Origin of the sequence: Kluyvera sp. 142486 (assembly GCF_046569695.1) — a bacterium.
Classification (GTDB): domain Bacteria; phylum Pseudomonadota; class Gammaproteobacteria; order Enterobacterales; family Enterobacteriaceae; genus Kluyvera.
Genome location: NZ_JBKHUI010000015.1, coordinates 102,736 through 128,231 on the forward strand (window position 1 = coordinate 102,736; position 25,496 = coordinate 128,231).

A 25,496-nucleotide genomic window follows, 5' to 3' on the forward strand; every position below is an offset into this window, starting at 1 on the left:
GGAGTTTTAGTTTAACTTGTACTGAGGAAAACCTAATGTCCAAAATCGTTAAAATCATCGGTCGTGAAATCATCGACTCCCGTGGTAACCCGACTGTTGAAGCAGAAGTTCACCTGGAAGGTGGTTTCGTTGGTATGGCAGCAGCTCCGTCAGGTGCTTCTACTGGTTCCCGCGAAGCGCTGGAACTGCGCGATGGCGACAAATCTCGCTTCATGGGTAAAGGCGTACTGAAAGCAGTTGGCGCTGTAAACGGCCCAATCGCTCAGGCTCTGCTGGGTAAAGATGCTAAAGATCAGGCTGGCATCGACAAGATCATGATCGATCTGGACGGTACTGAGAACAAATCCAACTTCGGCGCGAACGCAATCCTGGCCGTATCTCTGGCGAACGCCAAAGCAGCAGCTGCTGCTAAAGGTCTGCCACTGTACGCTCACATCGCTGAACTGAACGGCACCCCAGGCAAATACTCCATGCCAGTTCCGATGATGAACATCATCAACGGCGGCGAGCACGCTGACAACAACGTCGACATTCAGGAATTCATGATTCAGCCAGTTGGCGCGAAATCCCTGAAAGAAGCCGTACGTATGGGTTCCGAAGTGTTCCATAACCTGGCTAAAGTTCTGAAAGCTAAAGGTATGAACACTGCAGTTGGTGACGAAGGCGGCTACGCTCCTAACCTGGGTTCCAACGCTGAAGCTCTGGCTGTTATCGCTGAAGCGGTTAAAGCAGCTGGCTACGAGCTGGGCAAAGACATCACCCTGGCGATGGACTGTGCAGCTTCTGAATTCTACAAAGACGGTAAATACGTTCTGGCTGGCGAAGGCAACAAAGCATTCACCTCCGAAGAATTCACTCACTTCCTGGAAGAACTGACCAAACAGTACCCAATCGTCTCCATCGAAGATGGTCTGGACGAATCTGACTGGGCTGGTTTCGCATACCAGACCAAAGTACTGGGCGACAAAATCCAGCTGGTTGGTGACGATCTGTTCGTAACCAACACCAAGATCCTGAAAGAAGGCATCGAAAAAGGCATCGTTAACTCCATCCTGATCAAATTCAACCAGATCGGTTCCCTGACCGAAACTCTGGCTGCGATCAAAATGGCGAAAGACGCTGGCTACACTGCTGTCATCTCTCACCGTTCTGGCGAAACTGAAGACGCTACCATCGCTGACCTGGCTGTTGGTACCGCTGCAGGCCAGATCAAAACTGGTTCTATGAGCCGTTCTGACCGCGTTGCTAAGTACAACCAGCTGATTCGTATCGAAGAAGCTCTGGGTGAACAGGCTCCGTACAACGGTCGTAAAGAGATCAAAGGTCAGGCATAAGCCCGACTTTTTCTGATATAAAAATGCCAGCCCTCGGGCTGGCATTTTTTTTACTTAAAATCGACCGCCATCTGCTGCGGGATGGTCAGCCCACGGGTGGTCTGTACGCAACGGTCAATATAGTCAGTAAAGCGCGGCGGCTTTGGCATCCCCATACTCAGCAGTTTGTCGTTACTAAAGCGCACGTTCAGCGTGGCGAAGGCCCCGTACAGGCGCATTGCCTTCAACATCAGCCGTTCGTTGCACGGGCCGAAAATGGTTTTCAGCTCGCGGCGCATTTTGACCAGCGTTTCGTAGCTTACCTGGGCGTACTTATCGCCGACCGGCGCTTGCTCCAGGGCGGAAGCCATCGCGTTGTCGATATCGGCAAAGCGGACGCTGTTCTCTTCACCGGCCGAAATATGCACTACTTCTCCCTGAGCGACCGTTGCTGTCAGCAGCATTAGCAGCGCGCTGGCGCAGTAGTCCACCGGAATCACGTCGATGCGGTCTTCCATAGAGCACATGAATTTTTGCAACATCAACCCCATGCTAAAAACCCAGAAAATGCTGCTGGAAGGTTGGCAGCCGTGATGAGTGTGGCCCACGACGATAGAAGGGCGGGCAATGACCAGCGGCAGCGTCGGGAGTTGCTGCTGCATCAACTGTTCGATGGTGGATTTGGAGTGCGTATACTCCACCAGATGCTCTGCGCGCTCACGGAATTCTGCGCTTTCAGCGACCAGAGAATCCGGCTCTGGCGAGCAGGACATTGCCGTACCGACGTGCAGGAAGCGCTGTAAACCTTCTACCTGAGCCATGCGGTGCGCAAACTGCAATGTGCCTTCGACGTTCACCTTCCAGATAAGCGGATTACTGCCAAAAGAAGCCACGGCGGCGCAGTTCAGCACGTGAGTCACGCTATCCAGGCGCGCATCAGCGAGGAAACCCTCCGGTGAAGCGAGATCGCCGAGCAGGATATTCTGTGAGGTAATCTGCGCGAGCTTCTTCTCCTCAATATTGAATTTACGTAAGTTCTCCTTAACCCTGGTGACAGCGGCTTCATCGTTATTCGCGCGAACTAAAAGCAGTAAATTAACGCCGCTGTGGCTATTGAGGATTGCTTCTAGTGCTGCCCCGCCCAGAAAACCGGTAACGCCCGTGATTAATAATGTATTCATTAATACTGTCTCGTCATGTTTGGTTTGCGGATTCTAGGATCGGAAAAGTAAACGGCGATTAAATAAATAATGGGGAAGTAAAGGACGGTCTTAAGCTTATTTTAAGCTTACGAGCTGGTGCGGATTAGATTGGACAATTTGATATTTAAAAAGATTCAATAAATTTCAAAATTGCACTTATCTATCTGTTTTTAATGGGTTTTATGATGCTAGTGGTTTATTTCTTAACTGTAAAATATAACATTTTTTGTTACATCATAAATGGGTTGTTGAAAAAGTATAAATAACCCATAGCGGGCTAAGCTATGGGTTATTTACTAGATAAAAAATTTAGATAATCAAATCGAGTAATAATACAATTAACAGACCGACAACGGAGTTAGTTAATTCTAAAAGACCCCAGGTTTTAAAGGTGTCTTTAATCGACAGTCCAAAATACTCTTTGAATAACCAGAAGGCGGCATCGTTGACGTGGGTCAGCGTGTTGCTTCCTGAAGCGGTCGCCAACACCATTAGCGCCGGGTCAACATTAAAAGTAGTAATCATTGGCCCGACAATGCCCGCTGCGGTAATGGCCGAGACGGTGCCCGCGCCGGTTGCCAGACGCAGCAGCACGGTGATAAACCACGCCATAATCAACGGTGAGACCGAAGAGGTGCGCATCATATCGGCGATGTAATCACCCACGCCGGTATCCATGATGATTTGCTTGAACGCGCCGCCAGCGCCGATGATAAAGACGACCAGCGCCACTTTTTCTATAGCCGTCGAATAGGAACTCATCACCTCGGTCATCGATTTACCGCGTGCGGTGCCAAAGGCGTAGAGTGCAACCAGAACCGCTATCAACATGCTGACCTGTGCGCTGCCGATAAAATTCAGGAACGAGGTAATTCCGGTGTTGGCCGGAATAAACAGCTTAATGATGGTGACGCCGGTAATGATAATCGCCGGGATCAGTGGAACCAGCAGGCTGGTCGTAAACGACGGCATTTCGTCATCGCGGAAAACTTTTTGTGATTCCAGCAACTGCGGGATAGGGCGTTCAAGGTTGCCCAGCAGCTTTGGCAGCAGAATACCGGAGCAAATCACCGTTGGAATTGCGACGATAATCCCATAGATATAGACCATCCCCATATCGGCGTGGAACGCGGCGACCAACGCCGTTGGCCCCGGCTGTGGCGGGAACAGGCTGTGCGCGGTGGTGGCTGCCGCGACCATGGTGATGCCGAGCTTCAGGAACGGGATTTTTGCTTCGCGTGCGATACTGATAACCAGCGGAGCCAGGATCAGGAAGGCGACTTCATAGAACATGGCCAGGCCGAAGATAAGCCCGATAACCATAATGGCCCACTGGACTTTCTTCGGTCCAAAACTATTGAGCAGCGTCGAAGAGACGCGCTGTGCGGCACCGGAGTCCACCATCAGCTTACCGAGGATCGCCCCGAACAGAATGATCAGCGCCAGATGCCCCAGAGTGCTCCCCACGCCAGCCTCGATCGACTTGCCGATCGCTTCCAGCGGTAGACCTTCGCAGATACCGACAAAAATAGCCGCCAGCAGCAGAGCCAACATGCCATTGATCTTAAATTTCATATTGAGAATAAGTAGCAGCACAACGCCCAGGGCGACCCAGATCACCGGCAAGGCTTCAGCAAACGCGTTCATCCATTTTCCTTGTCAAAATTTATAATTGGTATGATATGTAGCCAGCGCAGGATAGTACCTATACAAATGTGTCATACCAATTTGATTGACATAGCAACATGCTAAACGGTGAACCGAGACAAAATATCGGTGTAATCAAATTGTTAATTTCATAAAAATAGGCTGACTCATCACAGAAAATAGTGCGGCAGCCTTCAGATAAGATGCCCTGAGACGGTTGCGCAAGAAGTGCGAGGGATAGTTGGCGCGAAGTATGCAATAATAACGGTTTACCACTACTGAAGAGTTGATGATGCAGTACCCGATTAATGAGATGTTCCAGACCCTGCAGGGTGAAGGTTATTTTACTGGCGTCCCCGCCATTTTTATTCGTTTACAGGGATGCCCGGTAGGCTGTGCCTGGTGTGATACTAAGCATACCTGGGAAAAGCTTAGCGATCGGGAAGTTTCGCTGTTCAGTATCCTGGCAAAAACCAAAGAGAGCGACAAATGGGGGGCGGCGAGCAGCGAGGACCTGCTGGCGATTATTGGCCGCCAGGGGTGGACCGCGCGCCACGTGGTGATCACCGGTGGTGAACCCTGCATCCATGATTTAACGCCACTCACGGCGCTGCTCGAGCAAAACGGCTACAGCTGCCAGATTGAAACCAGCGGTACCCATGAAGTGCGCTGCACGCCGGGTACCTGGGTGACCGTGTCGCCGAAGGTGAACATGCGCGGTGGCTATGACGTGCTGTCGCAGGCGCTGGAACGTGCCGATGAAATCAAGCATCCGGTAGGGCGCGTGCGCGATATCGAAGCGCTGGATGAACTGCTGGAAACGCTGAGCGATGACAAACCGCGCATCATTGCGCTGCAGCCAATCAGCCAGAAAGATGATGCCACCCGCCTGTGCATTGAAACCTGCATTGCGCGTAACTGGCGCCTATCGATGCAGACGCACAAATATCTGAATATTGCCTGATAAGACTCGCAGCCAGCGTAGGCCTGATAAGCGCAGCGCCATCAGGCAAACCTGGTGTACGCCGCCGGATGCGGCGTTGCCTTATCCGGCCTACAACCGATGATGATATTCGTCGCGCCGATTCCGGGGAATTCCCGGCGTCGCTTCGCTCGGCCGGGCTACGTTAAGCGTTATTTCGCTGCGTCGTTCATTACCTTCGAGAAGGTATCCATCGGGCAGAAACCGTTGGCATCCACCGGACACCCTTTCAGCGACAGCGTGACGCGCTGTGGCGGTGTCTTCAGCGTCAGCACATCGGCGTTACGCAGCTGATCCGCGCTCTGATAGACATACTCAATTTTCATCAACTCTCGATTCGCTTTCGTATCATGCCAGCGCTGGAACACAATTTTCCCGCCGATCGGCGTGCGCTCGTACTGCCCTGGCAGCGTGTAGGCGTCAAAATCAAGCGCCGTCAGCAGCGACGCAATATTTGAGTCGTGCCCAACCAGCACGGTGATTTTTGGCGTTTTTGCCGCCTCGGTCACCAGCGCATTATCAATATATTTCACCAGCGGTTTAGCTACGTTGCGCGCCACTTCCGGTGAGGTGAACAGGCTGTCCTGGTAGCTGTTTTTCAGCTGTGAAAGCAGACGCCACTGCTGGTCAGTTTTGATTTCACCCCAGGCCACCTGGTCCAGCGGGAACCCTTCATAATATTGCAGCGTAAATGCATCGACCAGCGAGTTACCAATCGCCAGCGGCCCCTTAACGCCTGGCTCTTTCTGGTCGTTGGCGCTAAAGCTGTCTTTCGCTTCGGTCAGCGAGCACTGCTGCTTCTCTTTGCAGGATGGCGAATCCTGATAGCGGGCAATCTGTGACAGCAGCTTGTAGCTCTCGTCGAGCTGTTTAGCCTGGCGCGCTTTCTCCATCGCCTGAACCGCTTGCTCGCGGAATTGGGCAGAGTCGTCGGTGATCACCGGGTTGAACGTGGGGTCCATAGTGCCCATTTTTTGCTGGTGGTGAACCACGACGTCGCAGCCAGGAAAGGCGCCGTTAATAAAGAACTGTGCGGTAGCGACGGTGCGCTGCAGGCTGTTGGCGTAAGCGTATACCGTGTCTGGCGCCGGGCATTCACCGCTGGTGACCATGCCCTGCTGCGCCAGCCACTCACGCATATAGTGGCCCATATAGACTTCGAGCACGCCGCCTTTGGTGGTCAGTTGGCCGCCAGGGACGTCCCACTCAGGCCAGGCGTTCGGCGTTGACTGTTCGAGCACGCTACCGTTAGTGGCTAATGGTGCACGTAGGTTATGGCGGCTCATCATCAGCACCTGCTGAAGCTGATAGCCTTCGGGTGGGGTCTGCGCCTGACTCAGTCCTGAGAACAATAACAGTGCCGGCATCGCTGCGGCGAGAAGCGTTTTCTTCATCCCTTATTCCTCACAATGTATTAACCAACCCAATGAGTGTGACAGAACTTCGTCATTTTTCCTGGGCGGAGGCCGCATTCTGAAAGATCAGGGAAATTAATGTGATAGGGGTAGCAGAAGAGGAAAACGGGGGAGACGTGAATCGACTCCCCGCTTGCAGGCGTACTTACTCGCCGCGATAAACGCAGCCCGCCGTGCAGGTTTCTTTAACCATGACTGCGCTAAGCAGTGGAACGACCGGTTTTACCTGTTCCCAGATCCAGCGGGACAGCACTTCGCTGGTTGGGTTTTCGAGGCCCGGAATATCGTTCAGGTAGTAGTGATCCAGACGATCGTAGGTTGGCTTGAATGCCGCTTTCAGTTCGGCAAAATCCATGATCCAACCGGTATGAGGATCGACTTCACCGGTGATCTCAAGACGCACCATAAACGAGTGGCCGTGCAGGCGACCGCATTTGTGTCCTTCTGGCACGTGCGGCAGATGGTGGGCGGCTTCGAAGGTGAAATCTTTAAACAGTGTGGTGGACATCATGAACTCTCAGTCTTGCGGAAAAAAACGCCGCATAGTACCCGAATGCACATTTTTCTGCATTAACTAAAACGGCCAAATAGGCGACGAGTACAAGTATTAATCTCTTTTATGATTATTATCTAATTATATCAATAAGTTATTCAACCTGTTTTATTGCTATTAACTACCAGTAAAACAGGTTAGTCCATTTGGTTATTTGATATTTCTATCACTTCTTTAATTGTTATTATCGACGTCGTTAACCTTACATTCAGTTCTGTTTTTCCTGATTAGAAATCAGCTTTGCTACTGGAACATAACGACGCATGACAACACAGTCCCCCCCTTCAGCGTTGCTCCCGCTAAACCCGGAGCAGATGGCACGCCTTCAGGCGGCCACGACCGATTTATCACCAACCCAGCTTGCCTGGGTTTCCGGCTATTTTTGGGGCGTGCTTAATCAGCAGCCTGGCGCGGGCGCAGTGGCTGCCGCACCGGTCGCCGCTGAAGTCCCGAGTATTACGCTTATCTCTGCGTCGCAGACGGGCAACGCCCGCCGCGTGGCGGAAGCGCTGCGTGACGACCTGCTGGCCGCCAAACTGAACGTGAACCTGGTCAACGCCGGGGATTATAAATTCAAACAAATCGCGTCAGAAAAGCTGTTGGTTGTTGTAGCGTCTACACAGGGTGAAGGGGAAGCGCCGGAAGAAGCCGTGGCGCTGCATAAGTTCCTGTTCTCGAAGAAAGCGCCGAAGCTCACCGATACCGCCTTTGCGGTCCTGGGGCTGGGCGACACTTCCTATGAATTCTTCTGCCAGGCTGGTAAAGATTTTGACAGCAAGCTGGCTGAGCTTGGCGGTGAACGCCTGCTCGACCGCGTGGATGCCGACGTGGAATACCAGGCTGCCGCCGCCGAATGGCGTGCACGTCTGGTTGAGGTGCTGAAAGCGCGTGCGCCTGCTGCGCCATCCGTTCAGGCGGCGGCGAGCGGTGCGGTGAATGATATTCACTCCAGCCCGTACACCAAAGAAGCGCCATTAACGGCAACGCTTGCGGTGAACCAGAAAATCACCGGCCGCGATTCAGAAAAAGACGTTCGCCATATCGAAATCGATCTCGGCGACTCCGGCCTGCGCTACCAGCCGGGCGACGCGCTGGGCGTCTGGTATCAGAACGACCCAGAGCTGGTCAAAGAACTGGTTGAACTGCTGTGGCTGAAGGGCGATGAGCCGGTCACGGTTGACGGTAAAACGCTGCCGCTGGCCGACGCGCTGCAGTGGCACTTCGAGTTGACGGTCAATACCGCCAATATCGTGGAAAACTACGCCACGCTGACCCGCAGCGAATCTCTGCTGCCGCTGGTGGGCGATAAAGCGCAACTGCAGCAGTACGCGGCGACCACGCCGATTGTCGACATGGTGCGCTTCTCTCCTGCTCAACTGGATGCCGAGGCGCTGATTGGCCTGCTGCGTCCGTTAACACCGCGCCTCTACTCCATTGCCTCTTCGCAAGCGGAAGTCGAGAGCGAAGTGCATGTGACGCTGGGCGTTGTGCGCTACGAGATTGAAGGCCGCGCGCGTGCCGGTGGTGCCTCCAGCTTCCTCGCCGACCGCGTGGAAGAAGAGGGCGAAGTCCGCGTATTCATCGAACATAACGATAACTTCCGCCTGCCGGCTAACCCGCAGACGCCGGTCATTATGATTGGCCCAGGCACCGGTATCGCTCCGTTCCGCGCCTTTATGCAGCAGCGCGCGGCCGATGGCGCTGAAGGCAAGAACTGGCTGTTCTTCGGTAACCCGCACTTCACCGAGGATTTCCTCTATCAGGTGGAATGGCAGCGTTACGTGAAAGAAGGCGTGCTGAGCCGTATCGATATGGCCTGGTCACGTGACCAAAAAGAAAAAATCTACGTACAAGACAAACTGCGCGAACAGGGCGCGGAACTGTGGCGCTGGATCAATGACGGTGCCCACATTTATGTCTGCGGCGACGCCAATCGCATGGCGAAAGACGTTGAGCAGGCATTGCTGGAAGTGATTGCTGAATTTGGTGCAATGGACATCGAATCGGCGGATGAATTTTTAAGTGAGCTGCGCGTTGAGCGCCGTTATCAGCGAGATGTCTACTAATGAGCGAAAAATACCCAGGGCCTTTAGTGGTCGAAGGCAAACTGACTGACGCCGAGCGCATGAAGCGTGAAAGTAATTTCCTGCGCGGCACCATCGCGGAAGATCTGAATGACGGTCTGACCGGCGGCTTCCATGGCGATAACTTCCTGCTGATCCGCTTCCACGGCATGTACCAGCAGGATGACCGTGACATTCGCGCCGAACGCGCCGAGCAGAAGCTGGAGCCGCGTCATGCGATGCTGCTGCGCTGCCGTCTGCCGGGCGGGGTGATCACCACAACGCAGTGGAAGGCCATCGATAAATTCGCCGCTGATAACACCATTTACGGCAGCATCCGTTTGACTAACCGTCAGACCTTCCAGTTCCACGGCATTCTGAAGAAGAACGTGAAGCCGGTTCACCAGATGCTGCACTCCGTCGGGCTCGATGCGCTGGCGACCGCCAACGACATGAACCGTAACGTGCTGTGCACCTCTAACCCGTATGAGTCAGAGCTGCACGCCGAAGCCTACGAGTGGGCGAAGAAAATTTCTGAGCATCTGCTGCCGCGCACCCGCGCCTATGCTGAGATCTGGCTCGATCAGGAAAAAGTGGCGACGACGGACGAAGAGCCGATCCTCGGTTCAACCTACCTGCCGCGTAAGTTTAAAACCACCGTGGTGATCCCGCCGCAGAACGATATCGATCTGCACGCCAACGACATGAACTTCGTGGCAATTGCCGAAAACGGCAAGCTGGTGGGCTTCAACCTGCTGGTCGGTGGCGGTCTGTCCATCGAGCACGGCAACAAGAAAACCTACGCTCGTACGGCAAGCGAATTCGGCTATCTGCCGCTTGAGCACACGCTGGCAGTAGCGGAAGCGGTGGTGACGACTCAGCGTGACTGGGGTAACCGTACCGACCGTAAAAATGCCAAAACCAAATACACCCTTGAGCGCGTCGGTATCGACGCCTTTAAGGAAGAGGTTGAGCGTCGCGCGGGGATCAAATTTGAGCCGATCCGTCCTTACGAGTTCACCGGACGTGGCGATCGCATTGGTTGGGTGAAAGGGATCGACGATAACTGGCACCTGACGCTGTTTATCGAAAACGGCCGTATCCTCGATTATCCGGGGCGTCCGCTGAAAACCGGGCTGCTGGAGATCGCGAAGATCCATAAAGGCGATTTCCGTATCACCGCCAACCAGAACCTAATCATCGCCGGCGTGCCGGAAAGTCAGAAGGCGAAGGTAGAGAAGCTGGCGCGCGATCATGGGCTGATGAATGCGGTGAAGCCGCAGCGTGAAAACTCCATGGCCTGCGTGTCGTTCCCGACCTGTCCGCTGGCGATGGCGGAAGCCGAACGTTTCCTGCCGTCGTTCACTGACAAAGTGGAAGATATTCTGGAAAAACACGGTATTCCTGAAGAACACATCGTGATGCGCGTGACCGGCTGCCCGAACGGCTGTGGCCGTGCGATGCTGGCCGAACTGGGGCTGGTGGGTAAAGCGCCGGGTCGCTACAACGTGCATCTGGGCGGTAACCGCATGGGGACGCGCATTCCGCGTATGTATCGCGAAAACATTACGGAAACGGAAATTCTCGCTTCCGTAGACGAACTGGTTGGGCGCTGGGCGAAAGAGCGCGAAGCGGGTGAAGGCTTCGGCGACTTTACGGTGCGTGCGGGCATCATTCGCCCGGTGCTCGATCCAGCGCGTGATTTCTGGGAATAACACCGTTTCCCCCCCCCCACCCTAACCCTCTCCCCATAAGGGAGAGGGGAACCGTTCAGTTTTCTCCCTCGCCCCTTTGGGGAGAGGGCCGGGGTGAGGGGAAACCCACAAACGAGGTTGCTATGTCCGTACTGTCTTTAAGCGCGCTTAACGAATTGCCAAAAGTGGATCGTGTGCTGGCGCTAGCAGAAACCAACGCCCAACTGGAAAAACTGAGCGCCGAGGAGCGCGTGGCATGGGCGCTGGAAAACCTGCCCGGTGAATATGTCCTCTCCTCAAGCTTTGGTATTCAGGCGGCGGTAAGCCTGCATCTGGTGAACCAGATTCGCCCGGATATCCCGGTGATCCTCACCGATACCGGCTATCTGTTCCCGGAAACCTACCAGTTTATCGATGAGTTAACGGACAAACTCAAACTCAACCTGCAGGTCTACCGAGCGAAAGAGAGCGCGGCCTGGCAGGAAGCGCGCTACGGTAAGCTGTGGGAGCAGGGCGTTGAAGGCATTGAGAAATACAATGACATCAACAAAGTTGAGCCGATGAACCGGGCGCTTACCGACCTTAACGCGCAAACCTGGTTTGCCGGTCTGCGCCGCGAGCAGTCAGGCAGTCGTGCTACGCTGCCGGTGCTGGCGATTCAGCGTGGGGTCTTTAAAGTGCTGCCAATCATCGACTGGGACAACCGTACGGTTTACCAGTACCTGCAAAAACATGGCCTGAAGTACCATCCGCTGTGGGATCAGGGCTATCTGTCAGTGGGCGATACGCACACCACTCGCAAATGGGAACCGGGCATGGCGGAAGAAGAGACGCGCTTCTTTGGGCTTAAGCGTGAGTGCGGGCTGCACGAAGGATAAGTTTTCGGCGTCGCATGGATAACCAATCGTCAGTAAAGCCATTCACTGGAATTGCTGACGATTAAATAATATTATTTATATATAGTTTTATTATTCCTCTCTCCTTTTTTTAAATATATTTAAATTATATTTTTGTCTATTCATTACTATTATTGATGCTCAATAGCTGAATTGTTCATTTATAATATAATGATGCTAAAAACAGTATGAAAATGTGTTTTTTTTGCATTGTGTCTGGTTTTAAAAAGAGGGATGATGCAGGTGTTTTAAGCCTATTGATGAACCGTGTTCATCGTGCCAGCGGGGATACGTCGCCAGAATGTGCTGGATATTCCTGGCGACGATGGTAGTACCAGAGCAACTCTGGCGCAGTCAGACATTTTTTGGTAAACAGAATTCAACGGGTTGAACTGCTTTTTAGACAATCGATAGGTAAAAAAAGGGACTCTCTTATTTCTCTTGTGGATGGCTCATCTGGGTCCGCAATGTTTGCAACCCCGCTCAGTAAAAAAGAAAAAAGCATCGCCTAAATCGTTATTTCTCAGCGCCATATGTATTCCTTAATTTGTAACGGAAAACATCCTGCGCTAACGGTATGTTTTTTCAGTACATAGGTGCACGATTAACGTACAAATACTTATGTGGTTTAAAGGATTTTATATGGCTCTACAAGGAAAGTTGATATTGAATGGGGCAGATTACGTACCATTCAATTTGTACGGTGTGGGCGTATTTATGGCGTTTTCTGGTAACGGTATTTATCGGAATAAAGGTGCGTGTGGTGCTGTGAAAGGAGATGGCCCGTTACCTCCAGGCAAGTACTGGATCGTTGAGCGTGGAGCTGGCGGTTTCTTCTCAAAGGTAAAAGCGGGTACTCAGGACACCTGGAACAGGGCGTTCCACGGCGCAGAGTTTGGGCGCGACGAATGGTTTGCGTTGTATAAGGATGATTGGGGCATTGACGACGGCACCTGGATTAACGACGTTCACCGTGGTTTGTTCCGGCTTCACCCCGGCACATTATCTGAAGGATGTATAACAATTGCTCATAACCCAGACTTTGCCACCATTAGAAATGCTCTGTTAAACACATCTCCTATACAAGTTCCGTGCATGCGATTGCTTACAGCCCGTGGCTGGGTTGAGGTGGTAGCCAATGGCTCGAACACTTGCTCGTAGAGTTGCAAAAATAGTTTTATTTGTGCTTGTTATGTTTGCCGTTGCTCGGATATCTGGCAATCCTGAAATCTTCATCAATTACGATTTAGCAAGCAGAATAGCTCAACTGATCAGTGGTGATGTCAATGCTGAATCAATGTATGACGCTTATTTCTATATCGATATTGTCTCAGTAGTTGCGATAACAGCGGTCATTTATCTCATAACAATGAAGTTAATCAGAAAAATAAGGAGCAAGTAGATATGCCTATCCCTCCATATATGTGGCTTAAAGATGATGGCGGCTCAGACATTAAAGGTTCTGTGGACGTTCAGGACCGTGATGGAAGTATTGAAGTCATCGGGTTGAGCCATGGCATTAACTTACCTATTGATAATGCGAATGGTAAGATTACTGGCACGCGTCAGCATTCATCCATGATGATTGAAAAGGAAGTTGATAGCTCCACACCTTATCTTTATAAAGCGGCTGCAACTGGTCAGACGCTTAACAGTGCGGAAATCAAGTTTTATCGTATTAATGATGCTGGGCAGGAAGTCGCTTATTATTCTGTACTGATGGAAAATGTGAAAATTACGGGCGTGAATTGTGGTGTGCCTAACTGTAAACTTGCTGCAAATGATAAAATGAACCACGTCGAAAGCGTCAGTTTGCAGTATGAAAAAATCACATGGAAAATTCACGATGGAAATATTCAATTTACTGATGCCTGGAATGAGCGCAAGACGGCCTAAATAAATGACTACCGACATGAGCGCATAACCGAAAGTGTTCCCCGCGCCAGCGGGGATAATGTCATTGATAACAGAATGCCCCACGGTGCAATGTGAAAAAAGGTCAAGCAAGACGCCTGACCTTGATGGTATCAGCTGCGCGTTTTCGCCTTCGCCAGCTCACGCATCAGCGGCATCATCACCCGCACCACTTCACGGCTACGGCGCTCAATCCGCCCCGGCAGCGCTTTATCGAGATACTGCTGATTGTCGATATGGGCATTGTGCCAACTGGTGCCATCCGGGAAGCTCGCGCTTTTTGCCCGCTGCTGGTAGCCATCTTTTTTACCGAGCGACCAGTTGGTTGCCTCAACGGACAGCACCGGAATCCCAGCTTTATCGAAAATCTCCGCATCATTGCAGCAGCCGGTTCCCTGCGGATATTCTGCGTTCAGGCCGGGGTTGGTGGCCGCCGCAATACCGCGGCTGTGCGCGATGGTTAGCGCCCGGTCACGGGTCAGTTTGCGCACCGAAGCAGGCGTTTTCACGCCGCTGTTAAAATAGATTTTATCGCCAACCACCAGGTTATCGAGGTTGATAACCAGCAGGGTATTTTTCTTCTCCGCGCTGCTCATGCGCTTGAGAAGGTTCTCTGCGCCGAGCTTGCCTTCTTCTTCGCCGCTGGTGGCGATAAAGCGAATGCCGTACTGGGTCGGAATGCCTTTAAAGCGCTCAGCCAGCTCCAGCATCACGCCTAAGCCCAGCGCGTTATCGTCGATCCCCTGCAGCGTCAGGCCGCCGAGATTTTTTTCTACGTCGCTGTCGCTATGCGGCGCGTAGGTGTCGAGATGCGCCATCACGATAATCTGCTGCGGCAACTTCCCTTCATGAGCGGCAATCACCGTGCTGCCGACCACGTTGTGCCAGTTTTTATGATTATCTTTCGTCGTATAGATATAGCGGCTATTAAAGGTGCGAATATCGCTCTGGTAGCCCATTTGCGCGAACTGCTGGCGAATGTAGTCAGCGGAGAGCATTTCGGCCGGTGTACCGGTAATGCGGCCAGGGAAATAGGTGGCGATATAGCGAGCTTGCGTATTAGCAATGGTTCCCATAGGCGTGGTGGCCGCCTGTGCGGGAAGAAGGGTACAGACGCCGAGCGCCATGGCTGTCAGACAGTGGCGCAGTGCGGAGAACATAGGAAGTCCTTACAACGATGCAAAAAAATAGTCGCGAGTAGTATGAAACCGTGAAGGGGATTACACAATTTCAAAACCTCCTAAATGCCGGAAATAGCGGGCGTTAAGCACTTTTTGATATTTGCTTTTTCAGCTCGTTATTCCTTTGAGTAACAACTCATTCCTTTTCGTAATTTCATTTGGTCTAAACCACCCCCTATAGTCCCTCTATTGCTGATTGTTAGCGAGTTGTAGCACGACACCCGCAACAACAAAAAAAGCGCCCGACGACACGACACAATCCGGCATCAACACAACAGACGTGCAATGAATCAGGCTTAAGGAACGGTTATGGACCAAAAACGACTTACTCACCTGCGGCAACTGGAGGCGGAAAGCATCCATATCATCCGTGAGGTGGCCGCCGAATTCGCTAATCCGGTGATGATGTACTCCATCGGTAAAGATTCCAGCGTAATGCTGCACCTGGCGCGCAAAGCGTTTTATCCTGGTACGCTACCGTTCCCGCTGCTGCACGTTGATACCGGCTGGAAATTCCGTGAAATGTACGAATTCCGTGACCGTACCGCGAAGGCCTACGGCTGCGAACTGCTGGTGCATAAAAACCCGGAAGGGGTGGCGATGGGGATTAACCCATTCGTGCATGGCAGCGCTAAACATACCGACATCATGAAAACCGAAGGGCTGAAGCAGGCGCTGAACAAATACGGCTTTGATGCCGCGTTCGGCGGCGCGCGCCGTGACGAAGAGAAGTCTCGCGCGAAAGAGCGTATCTACTCCTTCCGCGACCGCTTCCACCGCTGGGACCCAAAAAACCAGCGCCCGGAGCTGTGGCACAACTACAACGGCCAGATTAACAAAGGCGAAAGCATCCGCGTCTTCCCGCTCTCCAACTGGACCGAGCTGGATATCTGGCAGTACATCTACCTGGAAAATATCGAGATCGTTCCGCTGTACCTGGCCGCCGAGCGCCCGGTGCTGGAGCGCGACGGTATGCTGATGATGATCGATGACGACCGTATCGATCTCCAACCGGGTGAAGTGATCAAAAAACGGATGGTGCGCTTCCGTACCCTGGGATGCTGGCCGCTGACCGGCGCGGTAGAGTCCGACGCGCAGACGCTGCCGGAAATTATCGAAGAGATGCTGGTCTCGACCACCAGTGAACGTCAGGGCCGCGTGATTGACCGCGACCAGGCTGGCTCCATGGAGCTTAAAAAACGTCAGGGTTATTTCTAAGGAGCCGCCATGAACACCACTATTGCACAACAAATCGCTGATGAAGGCGGCGTGGAAGCGTATCTGCACGCCCAGCAGCACAAAAGCCTGCTGCGCTTCCTGACCTGCGGCAGCGTGGATGACGGCAAAAGTACGCTGATTGGCCGCCTGCTGCACGACACTCGTCAGATTTATGAAGACCAGCTTTCATCGCTGCATAATGACAGCAAACGTCACGGTACCCAGGGCGAAAAACTTGACCTGGCGCTGCTGGTGGACGGCCTGCAGGCCGAGCGCGAGCAGGGTATTACCATCGACGTGGCATATCGCTACTTCTCCACCGAGAAGCGCAAATTTATTATTGCCGACACCCCGGGGCACGAGCAGTACACCCGCAACATGGCGACCGGTGCGTCCACCTGCGACCTGGCGATCCTGCTGATCGATGCCCGTAAAGGTGTGCTCGATCAAACCCGCCGTCACAGCTTTATCTCGACGTTGCTTGGGATCAAACACCTGGTGGTGGCTGTCAACAAAATGGATCTCGTCGACTACAGCGAAGAGACCTTTAACCGCATTCGCGAAGAGTACCTGACCTTCGCTGAACAACTGCCGGGGAACCTGGATATTCGCTTTGTGCCGCTGTCTGCGCTGGAAGGCGATAACGTGGCCAGCAGCAGCGACAACATTGCATGGTACAGCGGCCCGACGCTGCTGGAAGTACTGGAAACCGTGGAGATCCGCCGTACGGTGGACACCCAGCCAATGCGCTTCCCGGTGCAGTACGTTAACCGTCCGAACCTCGACTTCCGCGGCTTCTCCGGCACCGTTGCTTCGGGCAGCGTGAAGGTCGGCCAGCGCATTAAAGTGCTGCCATCAGGCGTGGAGTCCACCGTTGCCCGTATCGTCACTTTTGATGGCGACCTGCCGGAAGCCTACGCCGGTGAAGCGGTGACGCTGGTGCTGAAAGATGAAATCGACATCAGCCGCGGCGATCTGCTGCTGGACGCGCAGGATGCGCTGCCGTCGGTACAGCGTGCCGCCGTTGACGTGGTATGGATGGCCGAACAGCCGCTGGCGGCAGGGCAGAGCTACGACATCAAAGTCGCCGGCAAGAAAACCCGTGCCCGCGTCGATGGCATTCAGTACCAGGTGGATATCAACAACCTGACCCAGCGTGAAGTGGATACGCTGCCGCTGAACGGCATCGGCCTTGTAGACCTGACCTTTGACGAACCGCTGGTGCTCGACAAATATCAGGAAAACCCGGTGACCGGCGGCCTGATCTTTATCGACCGCTTAACCAACGTCACCGTGGGTGCCGGTATGGTGCGCGAGCCAAATACCCAGGATGCCGTGACCACCTCTGAATTCAGCGCCTTCGAGCTGGAGCTGAATGCGCTGGTGCGTAAACACTTCCCACACTGGGGTGCGCGCGATCTGCTGGGAGGCAAGTAATGGCTCAGCATGACGAAAACGTCGTCTGGCATGCCCATCCCGTCACCGCGCAGCAGCGTGAGGAGCTCCACGGTCATCGTGGGGTTGTGCTGTGGTTCACCGGGCTTTCGGGCTCGGGGAAATCCACGGTGGCCGGGGCGCTGGAAGAGGCGCTGCATCAAATCGGCGTCAGCACCTATCTGCTGGATGGCGATAACGTGCGCCACGGTTTGTGTAACGATTTAGGCTTTACCGACGAAGACCGTAAAGAAAATATTCGTCGCGTGGGTGAAGTGGCGAAGCTGATGGTGGACGCCGGGCTGGTGGTATTGACCGCGTTTATTTCACCGCACCGGGCGGAGCGTCAGATGGTGCGCGAGCGCGTCGGCGATGACCGCTTTTTTGAAGTGTTTGTCGATACGTCACTGGCGACCTGTGAAGCGCGCGATCCGAAAGGGCTCTACAAAAAAGCGCGTGCCGGCGAACTGCGGAATTTCACCGGAATTGATTCATCATATGAATCTCCCGAGCAGCCTGCAATCCGCCTTGATGGTGAACAATTAGTAACAAATTTGGTTGCGCAATTATTAGATCTACTCAAGCAGAGCGATATTATCAGATCCTGAAAACGTGCCGGAGTTTGTTGGCTCCGGCCTAACAGGATTATTTATGCGCAATACTCAGAACATCAACGTGGCCGAATCCGAGTCACTCGCCCCTACCTATGATGAGACCACATGGTCTTTGTCAGGGGCTTTTGTTGGCTTTGTCGCGTGGTTGATGGCGCTGGGTATTCCCTACCTGCATTACGGCAATAATACGCTGTTCTTCTTTTTGTACACCTGGCCTTTCTTCCTCGCCCTGATGCCGGTTGCGGTGGTTATTGGTGTTGCCTTTCACTCATTAGTGAAAGGCAAACTCGGCTACACCATTGTTGCAACGCTGGTAACGGTCGCTATTCTGTGTGGTTTGCTATTCATGTGGCTTATGAGTTAATGCGTCTGCATTAGCGCTTACCCGTGACGTGAGCGATGACCAGACGTGCCTTTCTGTGCTTGAAATATGGTACATTTCCAGCGATATGCGGTATCGCCTGTGGCTGGAGTGGAGTATGACGGCAAGTTATGGGATGATAGTGCCGTTTTTCAGGGGGCAGGATGGGTAAATTAACGCTGCTATTACTGGCTTTGCTGGTCTGGCTACAATATTCGTTGTGGTTTGGAAAGAATGGTCTTCATGACTTCAGCAAGGTCCGTGATGATGTGACCGTACAACAGTCAACCAACGCGAAATTAAAAGCGCGCAACGATCAGCTCTTCGCTGAAATTGACGACCTCAATGGTGGCCAGGAGGCGATCGAGGAACGCGCACGTAACGAACTCAGCATGACCCGTCCGGGCGAAACTTTCTATCGTCTGGTTCCGGATGCGTCTAAACGCAGCCAGGGCGCGGGGCAAACGCAAACTAATCGATAAACAGTCCCAGGATGACGACATGGCCGTAACTTTTCCGGGCGTATGCGCCGTGGTGCCGGCAGCCGGATTTGGCCGCCGCATGCAAACGGACTGCCCAAAACAATATCTCTCAATCGGTAACAAAACGATTCTCGAACACTCGGTGGATGCGCTGCTGGCTAATGCCCGCGTCCAGCGAGTGATCATCGCCGTCTCCGCCGGAGACGAACGCTTCCAGCAGCTCCCGCTTGCGCAACACCCACAGATTACCGTCGTTGAAGGCGGCAGCGAACGCGCCGACTCGGTGCTGGCCGGTCTACGGGTGATTGATGACGCTGAATGGGTGCTGGTACACGATGCGGCGCGCCCGTGCCTGCATCAGGATGATCTTGCGCGCCTGCTCAGTTTAAGCGACACCAGCCGCGTTGGCGGCATTCTGGCGGCGCCGGTACGCGATACTATGAAGCGTGCCGAACCCGGTAAAACAGAGATTGCGCACACGGTCGATCGTAACGATTTGTGGCACGCGCTGACCCCGCAATTTTTCCCTCGTGAGCTGCTGTTGGCGTGTTTAACCCGCGCACTGAACGAAGGGGCGTCGATTACCGACGAAGCATCGGCATTAGAATATTGCGGCTTTCATCCCGAGTTGATTGCCGGACGTGCTGATAATATTAAGGTTACTCGCCCGGAAGATCTGGCGCTTGCCGAATTTTACCTCACCCGCTTGGGTTGACCAGGAGAAGACATAATGCGCATTGGACACGGTTTTGACGTACACGCGTTTGGCGGAGAAGGCCCAATTATCATTGGCGGCGTGCGTATCCCTTATGAAAAAGGGCTGCTGGCGCACTCCGACGGTGACGTCGCGCTGCACGCACTGACCGATGCCCTGCTGGGCGCGGCGGCGCTGGGCGACATCGGCAAACTGTTCCCGGATACCGACCCGGCCTTTAAAGGGGCTGACAGTCGCGCTTTGCTGCGCGAAGCGTGGAAGCGCGTTCAGGCTAAGGGCTACACGCTGGGCAACGTCGATGTCACCATTATTGCTCAGGCACCGAAGATGCTGCCGCATATCCCACAAATGCGCGTGTTTATTGCCGAAGACCTCGGCTGTCATATGGACGACGTTAACGTAAAAGCGACCACTACCGAAAAGCTCGGTTTTACCGGGCGCGGTGAAGGCATTGCCTGTGAAGCGGTCGCGCTGCTGCATAAGGCGAAACCATGATTCCGTTTGACGCACTCACCTACCTGCACGGCAAACCGCAGGGGACCGGGCTGCTTAAGGCCAACCCAGAAGATTTTCTGGTGGTCGAAGATTTAGGCTTTGAGCCGGATGGCGAAGGCGAGCACATACTGGTGCGCATTCTGAAAAATGGCTGCAACACCCGATTTGTTGCCGACGCGCTGGCAAAATTCCTTAAAATACATGCCCGTGAAGTGAGCTTTGCCGGGCAAAAAGATAAACACGCGGTGACCGAACAGTGGCTGTGCGCCCGCGTACCGGGCAATGCGATGCCGGACCTAAGCCAATTCCAGCTGGAAGGCTGTCAGGTGCTGGAATATGCCCGCCATAAGCGTAAATTACGTTTAGGCGCGCTGAAAGGTAACCAGTTCACGCTGGTACTGCGCGAAGTGAGCGGCCGTGACGATGTCGAAGCCAGGCTACAAGCGATCGCCGAACGCGGTGTGCCGAACTACTTTGGCGCACAGCGCTTTGGTATTGGCGGCAGCAACCTGCTTGGCGCGCTGCGCTGGGCCGAAAGCGGCGCGCCGGTGCGCGATCGTAATAAACGCAGTTTTTGGTTGTCGGCGGCCCGCAGCGCATTGTTTAATCAGATTGTGAGTGAGCGCCTAAAAAAACCGGACTTTAATCAAGTTGTTGACGGCGATGCGCTACAATTAGCGGGGCGTGGCAGCTGGTTTGTCGCCACCGACGACGAGCTTGCGGTACTGCAGGCTCGCGTGGACGCGCGTGAACTAATGATTACCGCCGCGCTGCCCGGCAGCGGCGAATGGGGTACCCAGAGAACCGCTCTGCAGTTTGAACAAACGACGCTGGCCGAAGAGACCGCGCTGCAGTCATTGCTGCAACGGGAAAAGGTCGAGGCCGCACGCCGCGCCCAGTTGCTCTATCCGCAGCAGTTTAGCTGGAACTGGTGGGACGACGTCACCGTCGAACTGCGTTTCTGGCTGCCGGCAGGAAGCTTTGCGACCAGCGTGGTAAGGGAACTTATCAATACAACAGGTGATTATGCGAATATTGCTGAGTAACGATGACGGGATCCATGCGCCAGGTATTCAGACGCTGGCCAGAGCCTTACGGGAGTTTGCCGAGGTTCAGGTAGTTGCACCCGATCGTAACCGCAGCGGTGCGTCGAATTCGCTGACGCTTGAGTCCTCGCTCCGTACCTTCACTTTCGAAAACGGCGACATCGCCGTCCAGATGGGCACGCCAACGGACTGTGTCTATCTGGGCGTCAATGCGCTGATGCGTCCGCGCCCGGATATCGTGGTTTCTGGCATTAACGCCGGGCCAAATCTGGGTGATGACGTTATCTATTCCGGCACGGTAGCGGCCGCGATGGAAGGCCGCCATTTAGGTTTTCCCGCGCTGGCGGTTTCACTCAATGGCCATCAGCATTACGACACCGCCGCCGCCATCACTTGCTCGCTGCTGCGCGCCTTAGCGCGTGAGCCGTTGCGTACTGGGCGCATTCTGAACGTTAACGTTCCGGATCTGCCGCTCGATCAAATCAAAGGCATTCGCGTCACGCGCTGCGGCAGCCGTCATCCGGCGGATAAAGTGATCCCGCAGCAGGACCCGAGAGGCAACACGCTTTACTGGATTGGCCCGCCGGGCGACAGATGCGATGCTGGCCCGGATACCGACTTTGCCGCCGTTGATGCGGGCTACGTGTCCGTCACGCCGCTGCACGTCGACCTCACTGCCCATAGCGCGCATGAGGTGGTCACCGACTGGCTGGAGCAAGCGAGGGTCGACGCGCAATGGTAGTCAGTAGACGCATCCAGAGCCTGCTTAATCAGTTACGCCAGCTCGGCATTCATGACGAGCGGGTGCTGGACGCGATGGCGCAGGTGCCGCGTGAAAAATTTATTGATGAAGCGTTTGAACACAGTGCGTGGGATAACGTTGCGCTGCCGATAGGGCAGGGACAGACTATTTCGCAGCCGTATATGGTGGCGCGAATGACGGAATTGCTGGAACTGACGCCAGACTCCAGAGTGCTGGAAATCGGCACAGGTTCGGGGTACCAAACCGCTATCCTCGCCCATCTGGTGCATCACGTCTGTTCCGTTGAGCGTATCAAAAGCCTGCAATGGCACGCGCGTCGTCGCCTGAAGCAGCTTGATTTACACAATGTATCTACCCGCCATGGCGATGGCTGGCAGGGGTGGCAGGCGCGCGCCCCGTTTGATGCCATTATCGTCACGGCGGCTCCGCTGGAGATTCCGGTTGCGCTGATGTCGCAGCTCGACGAAGGCGGTATTCTCGTTTTGCCCGTGGGCGATGATCAGCAGTACCTGAAGCGTGTTCATCGGCGGGGAGGCGAATTCATTATCGATACCGTAGAGGCCGTCCGTTTCGTTCCCCTGGTGAAAGGGGAACTGGCCTGAGACCCGGATTATTCTGAGGTTTTTTGGCCCAATTCAGCGTATGGTGGACACGTTTTCCAGTGTTCAGCACGTGCGTTGCGCGGTATTCAGTCACTGGCAGTTAACCTATTCCTGGGGGATAAATGAGCGCGGGAAGCCCTAAATTTACCGTTAATCGTATTGTGGCATTATCACTGGCTTCACTTTGGCTGGCCGGTTGTACATCATCAAATAATGCCCCAGCGCCAGTCAGCTCCGTGAACAGTAGTGGTTCCAGCAGCACGAGTTCCGGCATGTTAATTACGCCGCCGCCAAAAATGGGCAACACGGCGCAGTCTACTCCTCAGATTCAACCGGTACAGCCGGTTCAGACGCAGCCCGTTCAAACCCAACCGCGCATAGCTCAGCCCGTTGCTGAGCAGCCGGTGCAGATGGAGAACGGCCACATCGTTTACAACCGTAAATACGGTAACATTCCAAAAGGCAGCTATGCTGGCGGCAGCACCTATACGGTGAAGCACGGCGATACGCTGTTTTATATTGCCTGGGTCACCGGCAATGATTTCCGTGACCTTGCCCAGCGCAACAACGTGGCCGCGCCTTACGCGCTGAACGTTGGTCAGGTGCTGCAGGTAGGGAACGCTTCCGGGCAGCCGATCACCGGCAATAACCCGGTTGCGATAGCCAGCTCACAGGCCAGCAGCGGAAGTTCCGGATTAGTCTCAAAACCTGCACAAAATTCAACCGCACCTGTTGCGTCGACCACGACAATTACGTATTCTGAGGATTCAGGTGAACAAAGTGCTAACAAAATGTTGCCTAATAACAAGCCTGCGACGAGCACCGTCACAGCGCCTGTAACGGCACCAACTGCGAGCACAACCGTACCGACTGCCAGCAGTACTTCAACCAGTTCGCCAATCTCATCATGGCGCTGGCCAACTGACGGCAAGATTATCGAAAACTTTAGCGGCACCGACGGTGGCAACAAAGGTATCGATATTGCGGGCAGTAAAGGACAGGCAATCGTCGCAACCGCCGATGGGCGCGTCGTCTATGCCGGTAACGCACTGCGCGGTTACGGTAATCTTATTATCATCAAACACAACGATGATTACCTGAGTGCCTACGCTCATAACGATACGATGCTGGTCCGGGAACAACAGGACGTAAAAGCGGGGCAGAAAATCGCTACCATGGGTAGCACCGGAACCAGTTCAACACGTTTGCATTTTGAAATTCGTTACAAGGGGAAATCCGTCAACCCGCTGCAGTATTTACCGCAGCGATAATTCGGCAAAGTACTTCACATGAACGCTTTCAGGCGACGTTGGCCGAGGCTGGGGCCGCCTGAAAAGTGACATGCTAAGGTGCATTGCCTGGGGATCACGGGTAGGAGTCACCTTAATGAGTCAGAATACGCTGAAAGTTCATGATTTAAATGAAGATGCGGAATTTGATGAGAATGGAGTAGAGGTTTTCGATGAGAAAGCCTTGAGTGAAGAGGAACCCAGTGACAACGAACTCGCGGAAGAAGAGCTCTTATCGCAGGGTGCTACTCAACGTGTACTCGATGCGACTCAGCTTTACTTAGGCGAGATCGGCTATTCTCCGTTATTGACCGCTGAAGAAGAAGTCTATTTTGCACGCCGTGCTCTGCGTGGCGATGTTGCCTCACGCCGTCGGATGATTGAAAGCAACCTTCGTCTGGTGGTGAAAATTGCCCGCCGTTACGGCAATCGTGGTCTGGCGCTGCTGGATCTTATCGAAGAGGGCAACCTGGGGCTGATTCGTGCCGTAGAGAAGTTCGACCCAGAACGTGGGTTCCGTTTTTCAACCTACGCCACCTGGTGGATCCGTCAGACCATTGAACGGGCTATCATGAACCAAACCCGTACCATTCGTCTGCCAATCCATATTGTTAAAGAGCTGAACGTTTATCTGCGTACCGCGCGTGAACTGTCGCACAAGCTGGATCACGAACCGAGTGCGGAAGAGATTGCCGAACAGCTGGATAAACCGGTTGATGACGTAAGCCGTATGCTGCGTCTCAATGAACGCATCACCTCAGTTGATACGCCGCTGGGCGGGGATTCTGAGAAAGCGCTGCTGGATATCCTGGCCGATGAAAATGAAAACGGCCCGGAAGACACCACGCAGGACGATGATATGAAGCAAAGCATCGTGAAATGGCTGTTCGAACTGAACGCCAAACAACGAGAAGTGCTGGCGCGTCGTTTTGGTCTGTTGGGGTATGAAGCAGCTACGCTGGAAGATGTTGGTCGCGAGATTGGCCTGACCCGCGAGCGCGTGCGTCAGATTCAGGTTGAAGGTCTGCGTCGTCTGCGTGAAATCCTGCAGACTCAGGGGCTGAATATCGAAGCGCTGTTCCGCGAGTAATAAAGTTTTGTTCAAAGAGGTCAGCAGCAATGCTGGCCTTTTTCTTTGCCTTTATTCCGCGTTATTCCATCATCTTACGTATAAGCTGCGTAAACTGCTCGCGTTCTTCGGGCGTTAAACGCTGCAAAAATTCGTTATCGACGCGATTTCCCACCGGCTGACTGGCCGCCAGTAGCGCTTCACCTTCTTCCGTCAAAAAGACAAACCGGCGACGTTTATCGTCAGGGTCGTGCTCGCGTCTCACCAGCCCTTTAAGTTCCATCCGGCTGAGCATCTCGGCAAGCGTGGCCTTGGTGCTGACCGCCACGCTGGTTAACGCTACCTGTTCAATGCCAGGGCTTTCGGCAATAGAGCGCATCACCGCATACTGCGGCTTGGTCAGCTCGGGTAATTCCTGCTGCCAGCGTGAAGTATGCTGTTGAAAAAGATGGCGAAGCAGGTGGAAGGCTTCGTTTTTGATTTTCATGATGGCTCTCCTGCAGGGTACGGGTGGCTATGATAGCCGTTCCCGGCAATTTGAACAAAAA

26 protein-coding genes are annotated in these 25,496 nt (G+C 53.8%); 20 read left to right on the top strand and 6 right to left on the bottom strand.

Annotated elements, in window-relative coordinates:
- The first annotated feature begins 35 nt into the window (after positions 1-35).
- Complete coding sequence (gene eno / locus ACLGE8_RS16830; protein WP_035892853.1) at positions 36-1,334, top strand: phosphopyruvate hydratase; 1,299 nt, start codon at positions 36-38, stop codon at positions 1,332-1,334.
- Positions 1,335-1,384: 50 nt separating this feature from the next.
- Here the strand turns inward: eno and ACLGE8_RS16835 are convergent, their stop codons facing one another.
- On the bottom strand, positions 1,385-2,494 hold the full coding sequence (locus tag ACLGE8_RS16835) for an SDR family oxidoreductase (protein WP_411000013.1): 1,110 nt from the start codon (positions 2,492-2,494) through the stop codon (positions 1,385-1,387).
- Positions 2,495-2,824: 330 nt separating this feature from the next.
- Positions 2,825-4,162, bottom strand: coding sequence for a gluconate:H+ symporter (locus tag ACLGE8_RS16840; RefSeq protein WP_411000014.1), 1,338 nt, complete (start codon positions 4,160-4,162; stop codon positions 2,825-2,827).
- A 292-nt stretch (positions 4,163-4,454) separates the two neighbouring features.
- On the opposite strand from ACLGE8_RS16840, the gene queE reads away from it, so the two are divergent.
- A complete protein-coding gene (gene queE, locus ACLGE8_RS16845; RefSeq protein WP_035892896.1) occupies positions 4,455-5,126 on the top strand; it encodes a 7-carboxy-7-deazaguanine synthase QueE in 672 nt (223 codons plus the stop codon).
- A 170-nt stretch (positions 5,127-5,296) separates the two neighbouring features.
- Here queE and agp read toward each other — a convergent pair whose 3' ends face one another.
- A complete protein-coding gene (gene agp, locus ACLGE8_RS16850; RefSeq protein WP_411000015.1) occupies positions 5,297-6,538 on the bottom strand; it encodes a bifunctional glucose-1-phosphatase/inositol phosphatase in 1,242 nt (413 codons plus the stop codon).
- 166 nt (positions 6,539-6,704) lie between these two features.
- Positions 6,705-7,070, bottom strand: a complete 366-nt coding sequence (gene queD / locus ACLGE8_RS16855) for a 6-carboxytetrahydropterin synthase QueD (protein WP_163446301.1) — start codon at positions 7,068-7,070, stop codon at positions 6,705-6,707.
- A 305-nt stretch (positions 7,071-7,375) separates the two neighbouring features.
- Between queD and cysJ the strand changes: the two genes are divergently transcribed.
- The 6 genes from cysJ (at position 7,376) to ACLGE8_RS16885 (ending at position 13,661) form a co-directional block, all read left to right on the top strand.
- Positions 7,376-9,178 (top strand): NADPH-dependent assimilatory sulfite reductase flavoprotein subunit, encoded by a 1,803-nt coding sequence (gene cysJ / locus ACLGE8_RS16860; protein ID WP_411000016.1) that lies wholly within the window; start codon positions 7,376-7,378, stop codon positions 9,176-9,178.
- Complete coding sequence (cysI, locus tag ACLGE8_RS16865; RefSeq protein ID WP_411000017.1) at positions 9,178-10,890, top strand: assimilatory sulfite reductase (NADPH) hemoprotein subunit; 1,713 nt, start codon at positions 9,178-9,180, stop codon at positions 10,888-10,890. Before cysJ ends, cysI begins: the two co-directional genes overlap by 1 nt.
- A 122-nt stretch (positions 10,891-11,012) precedes the next feature.
- The gene (cysH, locus tag ACLGE8_RS16870) at positions 11,013-11,747 is read left to right on the top strand and encodes a phosphoadenosine phosphosulfate reductase (protein WP_411000018.1); all 735 of its coding nucleotides are present in this window, start codon (positions 11,013-11,015) and stop codon (positions 11,745-11,747) included.
- 660 nt (positions 11,748-12,407) lie between these two features.
- Positions 12,408-12,926 (top strand): DUF2778 domain-containing protein, encoded by a 519-nt coding sequence (locus tag ACLGE8_RS16875; RefSeq protein ID WP_411000019.1) that lies wholly within the window; start codon positions 12,408-12,410, stop codon positions 12,924-12,926.
- Positions 12,904-13,167 (top strand): hypothetical protein, encoded by a 264-nt coding sequence (locus ACLGE8_RS16880; protein WP_411000020.1) that lies wholly within the window; start codon positions 12,904-12,906, stop codon positions 13,165-13,167. The genes ACLGE8_RS16875 and ACLGE8_RS16880 overlap by 23 nt, the downstream gene beginning before the upstream one ends.
- 2 nt (positions 13,168-13,169) lie before the next feature.
- A complete protein-coding gene (locus tag ACLGE8_RS16885) occupies positions 13,170-13,661 on the top strand; it encodes an Hcp family type VI secretion system effector (RefSeq protein WP_411000021.1) in 492 nt (163 codons plus the stop codon).
- A gap of 131 nt (positions 13,662-13,792) precedes the next feature.
- Here ACLGE8_RS16885 and ACLGE8_RS16890 read toward each other — a convergent pair whose 3' ends face one another.
- Positions 13,793-14,839: an aminopeptidase gene (locus ACLGE8_RS16890; protein WP_411000023.1), complete on the bottom strand. Its 1,047-nt coding sequence runs from the start codon at positions 14,837-14,839 to the stop codon at positions 13,793-13,795.
- A gap of 330 nt (positions 14,840-15,169) precedes the next feature.
- Here ACLGE8_RS16890 and cysD point away from each other — a divergent pair, with 330 nt between their 5' ends.
- The 12 genes from cysD (at position 15,170) to rpoS (ending at position 24,969) form a co-directional block, all read left to right on the top strand.
- The gene (gene cysD, locus ACLGE8_RS16895) at positions 15,170-16,078 is read left to right on the top strand and encodes a sulfate adenylyltransferase subunit CysD (protein ID WP_015963247.1); all 909 of its coding nucleotides are present in this window, start codon (positions 15,170-15,172) and stop codon (positions 16,076-16,078) included.
- Between the two features lie 9 nt (positions 16,079-16,087).
- Positions 16,088-17,515 (top strand): sulfate adenylyltransferase subunit CysN, encoded by a 1,428-nt coding sequence (gene cysN, locus ACLGE8_RS16900; protein ID WP_411000024.1) that lies wholly within the window; start codon positions 16,088-16,090, stop codon positions 17,513-17,515.
- Positions 17,515-18,120, top strand: a complete 606-nt coding sequence (gene cysC, locus ACLGE8_RS16905) for an adenylyl-sulfate kinase (protein WP_411000025.1) — start codon at positions 17,515-17,517, stop codon at positions 18,118-18,120. Before cysN ends, cysC begins: the two co-directional genes overlap by 1 nt.
- A 43-nt stretch (positions 18,121-18,163) precedes the next feature.
- Complete coding sequence (locus ACLGE8_RS16910) at positions 18,164-18,490, top strand: DUF3561 family protein (protein WP_185668014.1); 327 nt, start codon at positions 18,164-18,166, stop codon at positions 18,488-18,490.
- A 161-nt stretch (positions 18,491-18,651) separates the two neighbouring features.
- Complete coding sequence (ftsB, locus tag ACLGE8_RS16915; RefSeq protein ID WP_185668015.1) at positions 18,652-18,969, top strand: cell division protein FtsB; 318 nt, start codon at positions 18,652-18,654, stop codon at positions 18,967-18,969.
- Between the two features lie 19 nt (positions 18,970-18,988).
- Positions 18,989-19,684 (top strand): 2-C-methyl-D-erythritol 4-phosphate cytidylyltransferase, encoded by a 696-nt coding sequence (gene ispD / locus ACLGE8_RS16920; protein ID WP_411000026.1) that lies wholly within the window; start codon positions 18,989-18,991, stop codon positions 19,682-19,684.
- A 15-nt stretch (positions 19,685-19,699) separates the two neighbouring features.
- Complete coding sequence (ispF, locus tag ACLGE8_RS16925) at positions 19,700-20,179, top strand: 2-C-methyl-D-erythritol 2,4-cyclodiphosphate synthase (protein WP_185668017.1); 480 nt, start codon at positions 19,700-19,702, stop codon at positions 20,177-20,179.
- Positions 20,176-21,225 carry a tRNA pseudouridine(13) synthase TruD gene (truD, locus tag ACLGE8_RS16930; RefSeq protein ID WP_411000027.1) on the top strand — a complete coding sequence of 350 codons (1,050 nt, stop codon included), beginning with the start codon at positions 20,176-20,178 and terminating at the stop codon, positions 21,223-21,225. The genes ispF and truD overlap by 4 nt, the downstream gene beginning before the upstream one ends.
- On the top strand, positions 21,206-21,967 hold the full coding sequence (surE, locus tag ACLGE8_RS16935) for a 5'/3'-nucleotidase SurE (protein ID WP_411000028.1): 762 nt from the start codon (positions 21,206-21,208) through the stop codon (positions 21,965-21,967). The genes truD and surE overlap by 20 nt, the downstream gene beginning before the upstream one ends.
- Positions 21,961-22,590 carry a protein-L-isoaspartate(D-aspartate) O-methyltransferase gene (locus ACLGE8_RS16940; protein ID WP_185668020.1) on the top strand — a complete coding sequence of 210 codons (630 nt, stop codon included), beginning with the start codon at positions 21,961-21,963 and terminating at the stop codon, positions 22,588-22,590. Before surE ends, ACLGE8_RS16940 begins: the two co-directional genes overlap by 7 nt.
- A gap of 122 nt (positions 22,591-22,712) precedes the next feature.
- Complete coding sequence (gene nlpD, locus ACLGE8_RS16945) at positions 22,713-23,861, top strand: murein hydrolase activator NlpD (RefSeq protein WP_411000030.1); 1,149 nt, start codon at positions 22,713-22,715, stop codon at positions 23,859-23,861.
- Positions 23,862-23,976: 115 nt separating this feature from the next.
- Positions 23,977-24,969 (top strand): RNA polymerase sigma factor RpoS, encoded by a 993-nt coding sequence (rpoS, locus tag ACLGE8_RS16950; protein ID WP_035892885.1) that lies wholly within the window; start codon positions 23,977-23,979, stop codon positions 24,967-24,969.
- Between the two features lie 61 nt (positions 24,970-25,030).
- On the opposite strand, the gene ACLGE8_RS16955 is transcribed toward rpoS, so the two are convergent.
- Positions 25,031-25,435 (bottom strand): MarR family winged helix-turn-helix transcriptional regulator, encoded by a 405-nt coding sequence (locus ACLGE8_RS16955; protein WP_411000031.1) that lies wholly within the window; start codon positions 25,433-25,435, stop codon positions 25,031-25,033.
- Positions 25,436-25,496: the final 61 nt, after the last annotated feature.

Excerpts from the sequence above, each read along its gene's own strand:
- rpoS (WP_035892885.1), top strand. The coding sequence starts at position 23,977 with ATGAGTCAGAATACGCTGAAAGTTCATGATTTAAATGAAGATGCGGAA.
- truD (WP_411000027.1), top strand. The coding sequence starts at position 20,176 with ATGATTCCGTTTGACGCACTCACCTACCTGCACGGCAAACCGCAGGGG.
- queD (WP_163446301.1), bottom strand. The coding sequence starts at position 7,070 with ATGATGTCCACCACACTGTTTAAAGATTTCACCTTCGAAGCCGCCCAC.
- cysD (WP_015963247.1), top strand. The coding sequence starts at position 15,170 with ATGGACCAAAAACGACTTACTCACCTGCGGCAACTGGAGGCGGAAAGC.
- surE (WP_411000028.1), top strand. The coding sequence starts at position 21,206 with ATGCGAATATTGCTGAGTAACGATGACGGGATCCATGCGCCAGGTATT.
- ACLGE8_RS16875 (WP_411000019.1), top strand. The coding sequence starts at position 12,408 with ATGGCTCTACAAGGAAAGTTGATATTGAATGGGGCAGATTACGTACCA.
- ACLGE8_RS16840 (WP_411000014.1), bottom strand. The coding sequence starts at position 4,162 with ATGAACGCGTTTGCTGAAGCCTTGCCGGTGATCTGGGTCGCCCTGGGC.
- cysI (WP_411000017.1), top strand. The coding sequence starts at position 9,178 with ATGAGCGAAAAATACCCAGGGCCTTTAGTGGTCGAAGGCAAACTGACT.
- nlpD (WP_411000030.1), top strand. The coding sequence starts at position 22,713 with ATGAGCGCGGGAAGCCCTAAATTTACCGTTAATCGTATTGTGGCATTA.
- ACLGE8_RS16955 (WP_411000031.1), bottom strand. The coding sequence starts at position 25,435 with ATGAAAATCAAAAACGAAGCCTTCCACCTGCTTCGCCATCTTTTTCAA.
- ispF (WP_185668017.1), top strand. The coding sequence starts at position 19,700 with ATGCGCATTGGACACGGTTTTGACGTACACGCGTTTGGCGGAGAAGGC.
- ftsB (WP_185668015.1), top strand. The coding sequence starts at position 18,652 with ATGGGTAAATTAACGCTGCTATTACTGGCTTTGCTGGTCTGGCTACAA.
- ispD (WP_411000026.1), top strand. The coding sequence starts at position 18,989 with ATGGCCGTAACTTTTCCGGGCGTATGCGCCGTGGTGCCGGCAGCCGGA.
- ACLGE8_RS16910 (WP_185668014.1), top strand. The coding sequence starts at position 18,164 with ATGCGCAATACTCAGAACATCAACGTGGCCGAATCCGAGTCACTCGCC.
- cysN (WP_411000024.1), top strand. The coding sequence starts at position 16,088 with ATGAACACCACTATTGCACAACAAATCGCTGATGAAGGCGGCGTGGAA.
- ACLGE8_RS16835 (WP_411000013.1), bottom strand. The coding sequence starts at position 2,494 with ATGAATACATTATTAATCACGGGCGTTACCGGTTTTCTGGGCGGGGCA.
- cysJ (WP_411000016.1), top strand. The coding sequence starts at position 7,376 with ATGACAACACAGTCCCCCCCTTCAGCGTTGCTCCCGCTAAACCCGGAG.
- ACLGE8_RS16880 (WP_411000020.1), top strand. The coding sequence starts at position 12,904 with ATGGCTCGAACACTTGCTCGTAGAGTTGCAAAAATAGTTTTATTTGTG.
- eno (WP_035892853.1), top strand. The coding sequence starts at position 36 with ATGTCCAAAATCGTTAAAATCATCGGTCGTGAAATCATCGACTCCCGT.
- ACLGE8_RS16890 (WP_411000023.1), bottom strand. The coding sequence starts at position 14,839 with ATGTTCTCCGCACTGCGCCACTGTCTGACAGCCATGGCGCTCGGCGTC.
- queE (WP_035892896.1), top strand. The coding sequence starts at position 4,455 with ATGCAGTACCCGATTAATGAGATGTTCCAGACCCTGCAGGGTGAAGGT.
- ACLGE8_RS16940 (WP_185668020.1), top strand. The coding sequence starts at position 21,961 with ATGGTAGTCAGTAGACGCATCCAGAGCCTGCTTAATCAGTTACGCCAG.
- cysH (WP_411000018.1), top strand. The coding sequence starts at position 11,013 with ATGTCCGTACTGTCTTTAAGCGCGCTTAACGAATTGCCAAAAGTGGAT.
- cysC (WP_411000025.1), top strand. The coding sequence starts at position 17,515 with ATGGCTCAGCATGACGAAAACGTCGTCTGGCATGCCCATCCCGTCACC.
- agp (WP_411000015.1), bottom strand. The coding sequence starts at position 6,538 with ATGAAGAAAACGCTTCTCGCCGCAGCGATGCCGGCACTGTTATTGTTC.
- ACLGE8_RS16885 (WP_411000021.1), top strand. The coding sequence starts at position 13,170 with ATGCCTATCCCTCCATATATGTGGCTTAAAGATGATGGCGGCTCAGAC.